Raw genomic sequence first — 14,281 nt, 5'->3', positions numbered from 1 at the left:
TAAATAAGTGTTGATTTTTACACTTATTTAAAACATAGCTTTATTATATCACTTCGTAATATATGATTGCACTATTTTGTAAAATTGTATAAAATTATATATAATCTGATTTGCATAGGAGATAAGAGTGAAAAATAAGTTGAATTTTGAGGCGACTTTAACTAAAGGTTCCTAAAAACCTGTTTTTTACAGTATTAAGAAATTAGTATTAGTTATCGTTGCATTTAACTAATAAGGAAGTGTCATATCCTTTAGATTCAAGGTAAGCAAAAACATTTGTATCATTTAGAGTTACTTTTTGCTGATTAAAATGCGGATCCATCAATTCCGTATAATCAGTTGGAGTAAAAGATTGTTTTTCAGAAATCATGTGGTAGATGCATACCATCATCATTCTGGCAATTGCGATAATAGCTTTTTTGTGTCCACGACGTTTTTTAATGCGTCCATATTTTATTGCAAAGTAAGGTTGCTTTTTACTTTTAATTGCAGCAAGAGCACACTGTACCATCATAGGTTTTAAGTAGACACCTGCTTTTGCAATGCGTACAGATTTTTTCTTGCCAGCAGATTCATTGTTAGCTGGGGAAAGCCCACACCAGGAACAAAGGTGTTTAGCATCATCAAAGATAGCCATATTAACACCAGTTTCTGCAAGGATTATTGTGGCACTAAGTTCAGTAATACCAGGCAGAGAAGAAATGAATTTTACAAATTCATAGTAAGGTTTAATGCGTACGTAAAGCTCTATCTCAGTTTGAGAAATCATATTATTAAGATATTCAAGATGAGATCTGGCAAGTTTTAATTTTTTAGCTTGATCAGTTTCTATATTGTACCCTTTGATAGCATTAATAATTTCGTCAGATTTTGCATTAGCACCTTTTTTAATAAGTTTGCGAATTGCTTTATCTTCAATAGTATCAGAAGTGTTTACAAGCAAATAGGTCATAATTTCTGTTGCTGTTCTACCAAAAGGATCAGACAAGATACTTGCAATTCCAATATTTGAGACAGTCATACAGTTTTGAATTCGGTTCTTTTCAGAAGATTTCATACAAACAAGTTTAAAGCGATAGCGAGCCAGCTCACGCAATTGACGAAAATCTTTTGGTGGAATAAAAGAACATCTGACTAAATCAAATTTATAAAGGTCAGCAATCCACTTGGAATCTTTTTTGTCTGTTTTTTTACCCTTGATTGCTTTGACATATTTGGGATGTGTTAAACACACATCAATGTCAGCTTCAAGATAATTAAAAATAGGAATCCAATACTTACCAGTGGATTCCATACAGACATGTTTGCAGTTATTTTGAATTAGCCAGTTGTGAAACTTCTGAATATCAGAGTTGATGGTAGTAAAGGATTTTTGTTTGTACTCAGATATTCTATTTTTATCAGTAGAGACAATAGTTGCAACGATAACATTTTTGTGGACATCAAGTCCACAGCATATGGGGTAAATAAGCCTCATAATAACATCACCACCTAAATAAAAAGGAAATAGCAACATTGACTGTCATCCTACGACTAAATAAACATGGTTTATTACCAATGATAAGAGTCCGGGCTCAATGTCCCACTTGTTTGTGCTTGAAAGGATGACGGCACATATAATTATACGGGGTCGAAATAAATTCGCCACTTCTCCTCCCGTGCTCTGTAGTATATTGCTATTCCATAAAAAATATTATACCAAATGGAGGATAGGTGCAACAGTTTTTCATAACTTGTTTGTGCCTTGAGCGAAGCGAAAGGAATGAGATAAATTATGAATACAAAAACTATTATGATTTTTCCAGAATTTGAAAATATGGATGTTATAAATGATATCCGTAAGAAATATGATCCCTTGGCGAATTTAGTAGCACCACATATTACTTTAGTTTTCCCTTTTAATAGTGAACTTACTAATGAGGAACTTAGTTTATATTTAAAAAAGAGTTTAAGTGGCATACATCCATTTAAAGTTGAATTACAAGGCTTTAGTAAACAGCAAGATAGGCATGGAAACTACTTGTTTTTAAATGTAGTACAAGGTAAGGAGATAATTAAAAATATTCATGATGTGCTATATAAAGATAAACTAAAGCAATTTGATGAAGGTTATAATTATATTCCACATATGACAGTTGGAAAAATATCTTCTGTGGACTCTTTTAATAAAGCGTTTAATGATGTAAGTAAGTGTAATGCTAAATTTAGCACAGCTATTAAAAAAATATCAGTTGAAATGATTGGGGAACATGGAGAGTCAATTATAATAATAGAACATGAATTTCTAAATTGATGGTATAAAATGATAGCAAGCTTAGATCAGTTAAAAAATAATAATTTGTAAAGGGGATATTAAATATGACTAAATACGAAAAAAGTTTAAACGTTTTAACGGAGCTATTTGCAAAAGATTATCAATTTGCTTTAGCAACGTCAGATGACAATATTCCATCTGTTAGGTTTGTAGATACTTTTTATGATAATGGTGCATTTTATATTGTTTCTTATGCAAAATCGCAGAAAGTAAAAGAGATTGAGAAAAATTCTAGAATTTCAATGTGCAATAAATTGTATCGTTTAAATGGAATTGCTCATAATGTTGGACATCCATTGTTAGAAGAAAATCATGAAATTAGGGAAAAACTAATAAAGGCTTTCGAGCCTTGGTACTTTGCACATAATAACGAAAATGATGAAAATATGTGTTATATAAAAATAGAATTAAAACAAGGTTTCTTTTATAAAGATGGAACTGGATATAAGGTTAATTTTGAAAATAGGAAAGCTGAAGAATTTCCTTTTACATTTGATATTGTAACAATTGAGTAAAGATAAACTATCTGAAACTTGAAATTTAAAGGAGTTATATGTATGTGTGGAGTATGCAATAGAATTCAGGAAACGCTTGAAGGAAAAAACAGATATTTTGTTAAAGAGCTAGAAACAGGTTATGTTGTACTAGGGGATTATCAACGTTTTAAGGGGTATACTTTATTTTTATGTAAGGTACATGCTACTGAAATACATTTTCTAGAAAAAGATTTTAGAAATAAATTCTTAAATGAAATGTCATTAGTAGCTGAGGCTACTTACAATGCATTTAAGCCTGATAAATTAAATTATGAGTTATTAGGACAAGGGGAAGGAGTACATATGCACTGGCATTTTTTTCCAAGACGTGCAGGAGACACGCCAAATCCTGGACCTGTTTGGAAATTACCTAAAGAAGAAATGTATAATGAAAAGTATGTACCTTCTGATGAAGAACTTGGAAAAATGAAAAAGAGTTTAAGAACAGAACTAGAAAAATTACTTTAAATAAAATGGTGGAATGTTTTGGGGATATCTATGAATATGACATACAGATGTCGTATTTTTCATTGTAGAATATTTTGGAAGGGAAGTGTTACAATGAAAAAAGAGGTACTTGTGTTTATTTTTGATGGATATGCAGATTGGGAAAGTGCATATATTTGTTCAGAACTCAATGGAAATGGAGCAGAAACTGATTATGTTGTAAAAACTTTAAGTTTAAATAAAGAGCCTAAGCTTTCTATGGGTGGCTTTAGAATTCTTCCGGATTATTCTATAAGTGATTATCCTGAAAATTTTGAATTGCTGCTTTTAATTGGTGGTTATGCTTGACAGAAAATAAAAACGATGGTGTTAAGCCAGTGGTTGAGTATGCCGTTGAGCATCATATTCCAGTAGGTGCAATATGCAATGCTGCTAATTTTATGGCTGAAAATGGATATCTCGATAATATCAAGCATTCGGGTAATACATTGGAGTATATGAAGTCACAAGCTCCACATTATAAGGGTGATAACAATTTTATTGAAAAACAGGCAGTTTGTGATTCTGGTATCATAACTGCAAATGGTACAGGATCATTGGAGTTTGCTAGAGAAATTATGATTTGTTTGAACTTTAAGTCTGTAGAGAAAATTGATAAATGGTATAAATTTAATAAGTTGGGGGTTTACAAATGAATGGATATTAAACAAGTATATGGTATAATAAGGTGTGATATATAGTTTAGCCAGTTTCACTACATGACAATAAACTATAGTAAAACGGGAGGGAAAAGTGGAGAACGTAAAATGTATATTCTTTGATGTTGGTTATACCTTGATTAATGAGGATGAAGTATGGAAACAAAGGTGTGTAGAACAAGCAGAAATGGAAGATGCAAAAATGCTTGGTATTTCCCAAAGACAAATATATGAGGAAATCATTCAGGCATCTATAACATATCAACCACAATATAGAACAGTTGTAAAGAAGTTTGGCTTTTTAAAAGCTGCTCCGTATCGCCATGAACTTGAAAAACTATACGATAATGTTGATTTAGTTTTACAGTCTTTAGCACAAAAATATAAACTTGGTATTATTGCAAATCAAACGGACGGGCTTGTAGATAGGTTAAATTCTTTGAAAATTTCAAAATATTTTTCATTTGTAATTTCATCATGGGATTATCAAATTATGAAGCCTGATAGCAAGCTTTTTCAAATAGCAATTGAAAAATCAGGTTACAAGGCTTCTGAAACAATTATGGTTGGAGACCGTTTGGACAATGATATATTTCCGGCAAAGAATATTGGTATGAAAACAATATGGATTAAGCAAGGCTTTGGTGGTATGCAGAAGCCTAAAACAAATGAATACCTCCCAGATAGAGAAATTGCAAGTTTAAGCGAATTGTTAGATATATTATAGGAGGATGTGAAAAAATGTATTCTATAGGTTTTACTATACCGCACATAAAGCCTTATGGGCTACTAATAAAAAAGAATACCTATATTTTTCACATGCTCCTATAGATTAAAATATATATTATGGGAGAATATTGATTATGATTAAAAACAATTTAGAAACAAATAGATTAATTATTAGGAGTACTAAAAAAGAAGATACATCGTTTTGCCTAGATATTTGGCTAGATGATGAAATGGGGAAATATTTATCTGATCCACCAAGGGACAAAGTAACTGATGCGTATTTGAAATGGAAAGATGAAGTAGAAGATTATAGTGGGTGCTATTATTTTGTTGCGGTTTCAAAGGAAACAGAAAATTATATTGGGACATGTAGCACTGTGCCAAGTGAAGACAAAAAGCATTGGGATTTAGGATATTGCATACATAAAAAGTATTGGCGTCAAGGATATGCTACAGAAATGATAAAGGCACTAATTGATTTTTGTTATAAGAATGGTGGGCGTAAAATTACAGCTGATGTGGCAAGGAAAAATATTGGATCAAATGCTGTATTAAGAAAACTTGGCTTCCATATTGAAAAAGAAGGTACTTTTAAAAAGCATGGAACTGACATTGTATATGATAATTACACTTACAGGCTTGATTTAAAATAGTTTTGAAGCATTTAGATTGGAAGGGGGAGGATTTTATGGAAAAGGCAAAAATAATTGTATTTGATTTGTTTGAAACATTGATTCATGATATTAAATTTGATTTTAATTCAGGTTTATTTTATCTGCATGAAAATATTTTGTCAAAGGATACTGATAAAGATGAATTTTTAGAGTATGCAGATACATATTGGAAAGAGCTTTATGACAAAAGGAATGAAGATAATTCAGAATTGGCATTTGATGATGAACTGCTAGATTTCAAAAATAAATATGGTTTTAAAGAAGAATTACCACTGGAAGATATTGTGTTTAATTGCGCACTTAAAATAAATTCTACTGAATTATTTGATGATACTATTTCTACTTTAGAGCAGCTTAAATTTTTAGAAATTCCGGTTTATTTATTAAGTAATTCTATATTTAAAAAAAATGTAATGAAAAAATTTATTAACCAATATGATTTAGAAAAATATTTTGTTAGTATACATTTTAGTGCTGATTATAAAATAAGGAAGCCACATAAGGATTTATTTCAAATTGTATTTGACGAGATTAAAAAAAATGATAACACAATCGAAAAGAAGCAGATTTACTACATTGGTGATAATTTTAAAGCTGATGTTCTTGGTGCTGAAAATTTTGGATTTACGCCAGTGTTTTTAAATCGTAAACATGATACTGAGATTAATAAGAAAAATTTTATGGAGATTAAATCTTTAAGTGAGCTGTTAGAATTAGCTATTGAACATAAATGGTAATTTTGTAAATAAGTACATAACGTAATTATATTTAAAGCATATTGAAACGCAAGGTTTAATTAGATATAATATTGTTAATAATTAATAAAAAGATATATTATAAGGTAAGGTTAATATTGATGGGCAAAACTTTAAAAGAATTAAACCTAGAAGATGATTTCTTATTTGCAAAGGTCATGACTGATAAGGAAATTTGTAAGGATCTATTGGAAAAAATTTTAGAAGTTGAAATAGAAAAAGTTGAGTTAGTTGAAGAACAGAAAGTTATAGATTTACTGCTTGAAAGCAAGGGTATTAGGTTAGATGTATATGTTAAAGATCAAAATAATACAATTTATAATGTTGAAATGCAGCGAGGAAAGCACAAAAATTTACCTAAAAGATTAAGATATTATCAGGGAAGTATAGATTTAGACTTAATAAAATCTGGTGATGATTATAAAAAGCTTGCCAAAAGTTATATTATATTTATTTGTACATTTGATTTGTTTAATAAAGGACGTCACAAATATACATTTAAAAATATGTGCTTAGAGGATAATAGTATAATTTTAAATGATGAATCACAGAAAATAATACTAAACACGAAGGGAATTATGAAGGATTTGAATGAAGAACTGCTAGAATTTCTTAACTATGTAGAAAATTCAACAGATGATATAGCTGAAAAATCAAGAGGAAGGCTTGTTAAAAATATACATAGGAGAGTTCAAAAAGTTAAAAATGATATTTCTGTGGAGGTGGAATTTATGACTTTATTGGAGAGAGATAGGGAAAAAATTGAAGAAGGAAGAAAAAAAGGTAGGGAAGAAGGAATAGAAGTAGGAAGGGGAGAAGCAATAAAGCAATTGATATTGAAGCAATATGGTAAAGGACTTTCCGTAGATTATATTGCAGAAATAAATGAAATAGATGTTGAATATGTGAAGAATATAGTTAAAATTAATAATTAAAAGATTTATTAATGCATAGTTATATTATTTATTTTTAATTTAAAAAATAATAGAGATTAAGAGTTCAAGGATTAGAGATTAAATTCTCGATTTTTGAACTTTTTTTTTAGTTAAAGATAATGTTAAAAAAGTGCTAACTTTATTGGTTATAAGTGTATATTAAAGCAATATATGATACAATAATTTGTAAGAAACTGCAAAATATAATTCTAAAAAATGAAAATTTAGGTGGTGGAAAATTGAATATTAATTGGGAACAAGAATGGGACAAGATATATAAGGAGCAAGGGGAAGTTCAAGTTGATGTATTACCAACTGTAAAAATCGCCGTAGATATTTTTAAGAGAAATAAATGTAAAAACATAATGGATTTGGGATGTGGTACGGGAAGACATTCAATATACCTTGCAGAAAGTGGTTTCAAGGTATATGCCACTGATATTTCTGAGCATGGATTAAAAATAACTCAATCAAAGGCTAAAGAGCTGAATTTAGATAATATTGAGTTTAGGAAGCATGATATGAGAGAGATACCTTTTGATGATAATTTATTAGATGGAATTCTTTGTGTATGGACTACAGGGCATGGGACCTTAGAAGATGCCTATAAAAATGTAAATGAAATATATAGAATATTAAAACCCAATGGAATAGTAGTTATCGATTATATTTCTATTGAAGATGAAAATTACGGTAAAGGTACAGAAATAGAGAAAGATACTTTCATTGATAATGTTGAAGGCGAGGAAAACATACCCCATCACTATTCAACTATTGAGGAACTTAGAAAATTATATTCAAATTTTTCACATATAGAGATAAAACCAATAGATTATATTTTCTTTGATAAAAATGGAGAAAAACATACAATAAAAGCTTTTGTTGTTGTAGCCATAAAATAATAAAGGTTTTGAAGGTAGTTCTTTAAAACTCAGTTTAGGGAGGATAAATTATGTTAAGTATAAAAGAAGCGGAAAGAGAATTGTTAGTAGGAGAGAGGCTAAATCCAGGACCGTGGATAAAACATAGCAAGTCAGTTGGTTTGAATGCTAAATTGATTGCGGATAAAATTGACTCGTTAGACAGCAATAAGGCTTATGCTATGGGATTATTACATGACATAGGACGTAGAGCAGGTATAAAATCAATTATGCATACAATTGACGGATATGATTATATGATGAGCTTAAATCAAAAAGAGATTGCAAGAATATGTTTAACACACTCATATCCAATACAAGATGTAAATACGTTTTTTGGGAAATTTGACTGCACGGAAGAACAAAAGATTTTTTTGTCCAATTTTATAAAGAATGCGGTATATGATGATTATGATCGATTAATCCAATTGTGTGACGCAATATCATTGCCAAGTGGTGCTTGCATTATGGAGAAAAGGTTAATTGATGTGGCACTTAGACATGGTTTGCCGAATTTTACTATTGATAAATGGAAAGCGTATTTAGAGTTGAAAAATTATTTTGATAAGTTATGTGGCTGCAATGTGTACACGCTTTTACCAAATGTAATAGAAAATTCTTATGAGAGTTTGATATAAAAGTAAAGGTGAGAAGATGAAAGAAGAGATAAAGAAAATAATTAAACCATATAAAGATAATTATATTAGAGAAATTAGAAAAGATATAGGACATGCACCTCTTATGACTACTGCCTGTGGAGTAATAATTGAAAATTCAAAAGGTGAGATTTTGTTGCAGCAAAGGCGGGATAATGGAAAATGGGGTATTCCTGGTGGAGTTATGGAAATGGGAGAAACGTATGTTGAAGCTGCTAAAAGAGAAGTATTTGAAGAGACAGGCATTGAAATAGAAAATCTATGCCTTTTTGGGATATATTCTGGTGAGGATAGAATTATAGTATATCCAAATAAGGATATTTGTTGTGTTACAAGTATAGTGTTTGAAACAAATGAATATAAAGGTGAAATATTGCAGAAAACAGATGAGGCAATGAGGCATGTTTTTTTTAATCGAAATAATATACCTAAAGAAATTAACGAATTTGATAAGAGGTACATTGAAGATTGGAAAAAATGTATTTTAGGAGTGATTATAAGTTGATTTATAATTATAAGAGAAATTCTAGATATGTGAGGAAAATATGAAATATATAATACGAAAAATGTTATGTTATCTTAAAAGTGCAGGATATTCTAAAACATCATTATCAGTACAAAAAGATAATTATGCTCTAGGAATGTATTTATATGTAGGCTTTCAGATTCTTGATGAAAATTCAGAGGAATACATTATGGTGTGTTGTTTGAAATAGATTTTAAATTTGCTACTATAAATAACAATTTGAGGAGGAGTGAATTTAATGAAATATATTATAGAAACAGATAGATTACGTTTTAGAAGATTTGAATTATCTGATGCAGAAGAACTGTACAAGCATCATCAAGAAGCAGAACTTATGAAATGGATTCCAAATGAAAGCTATCAAGACATAGCAGAAGCAGAGGGTGCTATAAAATTCTATGCTGATTGTGTTAATAAAAATCAGTTACCATTTGTTTTGGCAATAGAATTAAAAGAAAATGATAAATTGATAGGTGATACGGGTATAAACGAAATTGAAGGGAAACAAGGAGAAGTTGAAATTGGGTATTGTATTTGCGAAGGATATCAAGGGAATGGGCTTGCAACAGAAGCTTTAAAAGCAGTAACTGATTTTATTTCAAGTCATTTTGAAGTTAAAACTTTATATGGAAGGATAATGCATGGAAATGAGGCATCAGTTAAAGTAATGGAGAAGTGTGGTTATAATTATATTAATGAGGAGTTTGGTGCAGAAGATGACCCATATGGTAAGGGGATGCTTATCTATAGATTAGCTTAAACTAAAGAAGTATATGTTCTTTTGTGTCTAGCAAATTTCGGAAACAGGTTGGTAAATTTTGTTTCTTATATACCAAAACCAACTCCTTTGACTGTTGAATTGATAATAAAAATATTTTACACTTAAAAATAATAACTATAAATTATTCAACGAATGTAGAATTAAAAAGTACTGGCTTAAGATTGAATTCTTATGAAAGGAGATGGAAACATGCAGAGATTCGAAGGTAAATATGCTATCGCTACAGGTGGGACAGATGGTATTACAAAGGAAAGTATTATTTATATGGGAAGAGAAGGATTAAGTGGTGCCATAATCGCTGGTAGAAATGAAAAGCGAGGTATAAAAGCGGCTGAAGAAATCAAAAATTTAACAGGTTGTGAGTGTTATTATGTTCAAACTGATGTTTCAAAACCGGAGGATATAGTAAATTTATTTAAAGTAGCAAAAATGAAATTCCCTACTATTCATATTTTAATAAATGGTGCTGGAGTATGTCCATCAATGCCAATTGAAGCTGTTGATGCACAAGAATGGGACAGAGTAATGAATACTAATTTAAGAAGTATGCACTTATGTATATTGGAAGCTCTTAAATTTATGAAACCGCAGAATTATGGAAAGATTATCAACATTTCTTCCGCGGCAGGTAGGATTGGTGGTACTGAATCATCTATAGCCTACGCTGCATCAAAAGGTGGAATGATTACTGCTACTAAATGTTATGCAAAAGAATATGGTGTTTACAATATAAATGTAAATGGTATTTGTCCAGGAGCCATTAGAACAAATATGATTTCTAATTTCAATTATACAAGTGCCCCAGAAAATCTAATTAAACAAATCATTCCTCTAGGTAGATTAGGAAAAGTTGAAGATTGTAGTGGAGTTATAGCATTTCTAGCTAGTAATGATTCAGATTACATCACCGGATGTAGTATAGATGTGAATGGTGGAGTATTCATGAATTGAAAAATAACAAGGCGCTGTTGCACAAAATTATTTAATACATAAATTTTAAATATTGAAAAGCAAAGTGTAGTGCAAAATCAAAGAATCTTTGGTAGGCGTAGAAAAATGATGTTAGCGAATAGCGGCTCAAAATCCTAAATAAAATTAATAAAACTAAGCGTCAAATTTTTTAAAGCTTAAGAGCTTTCGATAACTCGCAAAAGGCGCTCGGACAATCTAAATCTCTAAAGCTTTAAAAAATTTTCCCCTAAGTTTTATGCAATTTTATTTAGAAATTTTTTCGCCACTATTCTCTAACATCATTTTTTTCCTACACCTACCAAAGGTTCTTTGATTAATCCACTGCATCTTTATTTCACAATATATAATTGTTATTTAAAAACTTAATAAAGTAAATTTAATGATTTCAGTAATAAATATTGTTTATGTACTACACCAAAATTCCGTAGGCACACTAATATTTTGATTAATTTATGTATTTGAAATGGATCATTAGAAATTAGTGATATAGCTTTAAGAATTACGCCAAAGCCTCTGGTATGAGTTCTTTCCTTAAATTACTGTAAATGCGAAGTAAGTGTAGTTCAGGATGGTTTAAATAAAGTTTTATTAATTTTATTTAATATCCTTTACTACACTTACTTCGCAATAATTTTATTTAAGGTTTCAAGATGCTATTAATCACATCATTTTTATGCAGAGCTCCCACTTATTATTTTGTTTTGCACTACACCTTTGTTCCTTTAGTTATTTTTGTAAGGAAGGTATGGAATTTTTATCAGAAGCTTTCTTACCTATTCGTCTTACCGACGTATCGATTCCAAGAAGTTTAGCTAAATTACCACCAAAGATTTTTTGCTTGTCCTCATCAGTCAAAGGTAAATAGCCATATTGCCATTGTAATTCCTCAGGGATTTGGAAGTTACGTAATCCCATAACTGCTGCACCAATTTGAGCGCCAAATCCAGCACTATCTGTTCCCCAAATAATACGGTCTGGTCCCACAAAACGCATTGCTTCTCCAAGAATTTTTCCAAATTTATATGGTGCAGTTATTGCCCAAGGTACAAGCAAACTTAAACATAGGTACACATTAGGATGCCCCATTGCTACCATATTGAGATCGTCACAATATGGATAACCCATGTGAAAGGCTACAAGCTTTAAGTTTGGAAAATCACGAGCAACATCATCAAGTTGAATAGGTAAGCAATGTTTGCTCTTGCCAGGTGGTACCCATGAAAAACCTGTATGAATGTCTAACACAATACCTAATTCTTCAGCTCTTTTATAAAATGGCCACAGGTCTGGATCGTTTATATAAGTATCTTCTGGCGGATAGTATTTAAATATCTTTGCGCCACGCTCTACCCAATATTCCATCTCCCATATAGCATTATCTACCCCCCTATGCTTAATAGGAGAAAGATTTGGTTCAATAATAAAGCGGTCAGGATGTGTTTGAACAGCTTTCCACGTATCACCATTGGTACACCAACGACTGGAATATCCTGTAGTATCCATCATTGACTCAGGTAAAAGACATGCAATATCCACACCATATTTATTCATTGCACGGATAATATTTTCAGGGTCAGCGTTTTTCTGAAATTCCCAAGGTTCCAGCATATCTTGGAGCTCTTTTGGTGACCCTTGCAATATGGGACGTGTAGCATTATCAATGGCTTTCCACCACATTTTAACACCAGGAAAGTGATTAACTGGTTCCATATTGCCAATTAAATGACATTCTGGATCTATTTTAAAAAAATCATCATCAAAATATTTTTCACTCATTTTAATTGCTCCTTTCTTATATGAGAGGTAAACCTTCTCGTTTATCCATAAATTTTTTTGCACGTACATCCATCAAACCATTATCCTTCCAAAGCTCTGGATAATATTTTTCAAAACCTGCGGTAGGATTCACAGAACAACGAATCCAACGAGATTCAAATAAATTCATGTAACATTGCTGACAGCGAATGCATTTTACAATATCACTGCAGCGACCAGCTTTTACCTTTGCAGGCCAGTAAGGATCAGCAATAGATTGACGACCTAGTGAAATAATATCAGTCCTTCCACTCTTAATTGCTTCAACTGCAGTTTCTGGATTAGTAAAGTTTGGTGTTATAACCGGAAGACCTCCACTTGCCTTTTTAAAACCAGGTGCCCATTGTGTAAATTCATTTTCGCCATCAGGTGCGAATGCAGCTCCCGGATTTTCATAAGAGCCTTGTGATACATTAAAGTAATTTGCTCCTGCATCAGTAAAAAGTTTAACAAGCTTACAAACTTCTTCATGTCCTAAACCATCTTGCATCAATTCATCGCCAGAAAGGCGGCAACCCAATACTTTTTCAAAGCCAACTTTTTTACGTATACGTTCAATAATATTAGTAACTATACGTGCACGATTTTCAGTACTTCCACCATACAAGTCGGTACGATGATTAGAGCGTGGTGATAAGAACTGATGTAGAAGATATCCGTGAGGGGTGTGGAGTTCTACACCATCATATCCAAGTTTATAAGCAACACAGGCTTGTTCCACCATGAAATTTTCAACCTTTTCTATTTCTGCAATAGTAAGTTCTCGTGGGGTATGTCCTTTGAGTACATGGAAAAATTCGGGACAATCCTTTTTTAAGTAAGCAAAGGCTTTAGCCTTAACATCCTCATATTCTTCATCACTAAGGCTCTTTATTTTTTCAAGACCGCCAAGCTCATCAATCAGCGTTATGCCTATTCTTTTAAATTGTTTAGCCCAGCCATTGCTTAGATTACGTAAATCTGTTTCCATAGGAATAGCTGAAGGAGCACCAGCAGCGATGCCATTATGCATCATATTTGGATGACCTTGTCGTCCCCAACCAGGAGAAAGCTGCATAAATACTTTTGTACCCTTATAAGAATGAATGACATCGGCCATTTGGCTTAAATAGCGATATTTCTTTTGGCTGTCACATAATAGAGGATTAAGTGAATCACTGCCACGCCATGGATAGGGGTTTGCCACTACACATTCAGTGATGATAAGACCAAAACCACCTCTTGCTCTAGTTGCATACCATGCATTTGATTGCTCACCTGCATAGCCTTCTGGGCCAGTGTAACCCATATTCATAGGTGACATCGCAATTCTGTTTTTCAATTCTACGTTGCCAATTTGAATTGGTTCAAATAATACATTTGTATCCATTTGGATTGCCTCCTTAAATTTATTAACATTTGTCATATAGTTAGCATATTTGTTAGATAATTGACATTTGTTGTTTTTAAGTATAGAATACTTTTATTACCAATTCAACAGTCAAAGCAACTGGTTTTGATAGATAAAAAACAAAATTTACTAA

Annotated in this window: 18 protein-coding genes; 15 read left to right on the top strand and 3 right to left on the bottom strand. The window is 31.4% G+C overall.

Annotated features, from left to right (window positions below; all coding sequences use genetic code 11):
• Positions 1–208: 208 nt before the first annotated feature.
• The gene (locus tag CUEA01_RS10725) at positions 209–1,516 is read right to left on the bottom strand and encodes an IS110 family RNA-guided transposase (RefSeq protein ID WP_234121630.1); all 1,308 of its coding nucleotides are present in this window, start codon (positions 1,514–1,516) and stop codon (positions 209–211) included.
• A gap of 258 nt (positions 1,517–1,774) precedes the next feature.
• On the opposite strand from CUEA01_RS10725, the gene CUEA01_RS10720 reads away from it, so the two are divergent.
• The 15 genes from CUEA01_RS10720 (at position 1,775) to CUEA01_RS10655 (ending at position 10,922) form a co-directional block, all read left to right on the top strand.
• The gene (locus CUEA01_RS10720) at positions 1,775–2,293 is read left to right on the top strand and encodes a 2'-5' RNA ligase family protein (RefSeq protein ID WP_234121629.1); all 519 of its coding nucleotides are present in this window, start codon (positions 1,775–1,777) and stop codon (positions 2,291–2,293) included.
• Between the two features lie 65 nt (positions 2,294–2,358).
• Positions 2,359–2,829: a pyridoxamine 5'-phosphate oxidase family protein gene (locus CUEA01_RS10715; RefSeq protein WP_234121628.1), complete on the top strand. Its 471-nt coding sequence runs from the start codon at positions 2,359–2,361 to the stop codon at positions 2,827–2,829.
• Between the two features lie 42 nt (positions 2,830–2,871).
• Positions 2,872–3,318, top strand: a complete 447-nt coding sequence (locus CUEA01_RS10710) for an HIT family protein (protein WP_234121627.1) — start codon at positions 2,872–2,874, stop codon at positions 3,316–3,318.
• 18 nt (positions 3,319–3,336) lie between these two features.
• Entirely contained in the window at positions 3,337–3,645 is a 309-nt protein-coding gene (locus tag CUEA01_RS24925) for a DJ-1/PfpI family protein (protein ID WP_268906155.1), read from the top strand.
• Entirely contained in the window at positions 3,642–3,992 is a 351-nt protein-coding gene (locus CUEA01_RS24920; RefSeq protein WP_268906154.1) for a DJ-1/PfpI family protein, read from the top strand. The genes CUEA01_RS24925 and CUEA01_RS24920 overlap by 4 nt, the downstream gene beginning before the upstream one ends.
• Positions 3,993–4,089: 97 nt before the next feature.
• The gene (locus tag CUEA01_RS10700) at positions 4,090–4,722 is read left to right on the top strand and encodes an HAD family hydrolase (protein WP_234121626.1); all 633 of its coding nucleotides are present in this window, start codon (positions 4,090–4,092) and stop codon (positions 4,720–4,722) included.
• Positions 4,723–4,858: 136 nt separating this feature from the next.
• Positions 4,859–5,377, top strand: a complete 519-nt coding sequence (locus tag CUEA01_RS10695) for a GNAT family N-acetyltransferase (RefSeq protein ID WP_234121625.1) — start codon at positions 4,859–4,861, stop codon at positions 5,375–5,377.
• 35 nt (positions 5,378–5,412) lie between these two features.
• Positions 5,413–6,135: an HAD family hydrolase gene (locus tag CUEA01_RS10690; RefSeq protein WP_234121624.1), complete on the top strand. Its 723-nt coding sequence runs from the start codon at positions 5,413–5,415 to the stop codon at positions 6,133–6,135.
• Positions 6,136–6,254: 119 nt separating this feature from the next.
• Positions 6,255–7,088, top strand: coding sequence for an Rpn family recombination-promoting nuclease/putative transposase (locus CUEA01_RS10685; protein ID WP_234121623.1), 834 nt, complete (start codon positions 6,255–6,257; stop codon positions 7,086–7,088).
• A 239-nt stretch (positions 7,089–7,327) separates the two neighbouring features.
• The gene (locus CUEA01_RS10680) at positions 7,328–7,990 is read left to right on the top strand and encodes a class I SAM-dependent methyltransferase (RefSeq protein ID WP_234121622.1); all 663 of its coding nucleotides are present in this window, start codon (positions 7,328–7,330) and stop codon (positions 7,988–7,990) included.
• 50 nt (positions 7,991–8,040) lie between these two features.
• Complete coding sequence (locus CUEA01_RS10675; protein ID WP_234121621.1) at positions 8,041–8,646, top strand: HD domain-containing protein; 606 nt, start codon at positions 8,041–8,043, stop codon at positions 8,644–8,646.
• Between the two features lie 16 nt (positions 8,647–8,662).
• Entirely contained in the window at positions 8,663–9,169 is a 507-nt protein-coding gene (locus CUEA01_RS10670; protein ID WP_234121620.1) for an NUDIX hydrolase, read from the top strand.
• A 40-nt stretch (positions 9,170–9,209) separates the two neighbouring features.
• Complete coding sequence (locus CUEA01_RS10665; protein WP_234121619.1) at positions 9,210–9,380, top strand: hypothetical protein; 171 nt, start codon at positions 9,210–9,212, stop codon at positions 9,378–9,380.
• A gap of 48 nt (positions 9,381–9,428) precedes the next feature.
• A complete protein-coding gene (locus CUEA01_RS10660; RefSeq protein WP_234121618.1) occupies positions 9,429–9,950 on the top strand; it encodes a GNAT family N-acetyltransferase in 522 nt (173 codons plus the stop codon).
• Between the two features lie 210 nt (positions 9,951–10,160).
• Entirely contained in the window at positions 10,161–10,922 is a 762-nt protein-coding gene (locus CUEA01_RS10655; protein WP_234121617.1) for an SDR family NAD(P)-dependent oxidoreductase, read from the top strand.
• Between the two features lie 747 nt (positions 10,923–11,669).
• Here the strand turns inward: CUEA01_RS10655 and CUEA01_RS10650 are convergent.
• Both CUEA01_RS10650 and CUEA01_RS10645 read right to left on the bottom strand, forming a co-directional pair.
• Positions 11,670–12,719: an amidohydrolase family protein gene (locus CUEA01_RS10650; RefSeq protein ID WP_234121616.1), complete on the bottom strand. Its 1,050-nt coding sequence runs from the start codon at positions 12,717–12,719 to the stop codon at positions 11,670–11,672.
• A 16-nt stretch (positions 12,720–12,735) separates the two neighbouring features.
• Positions 12,736–14,127 (bottom strand): NADH:flavin oxidoreductase, encoded by a 1,392-nt coding sequence (locus CUEA01_RS10645; protein WP_234121615.1) that lies wholly within the window; start codon positions 14,125–14,127, stop codon positions 12,736–12,738.
• Between the last annotated feature and the right edge of the window lie 154 nt (positions 14,128–14,281).

It is taken from the genome of Clostridium hydrogenum, assembly GCF_021432385.1.
In the GTDB taxonomy this organism is placed as follows: domain Bacteria; phylum Bacillota; class Clostridia; order Clostridiales; family Clostridiaceae; genus Clostridium_S; species Clostridium_S hydrogenum.
This window is presented reverse-complemented; position numbering and strand designations above follow the sequence as displayed.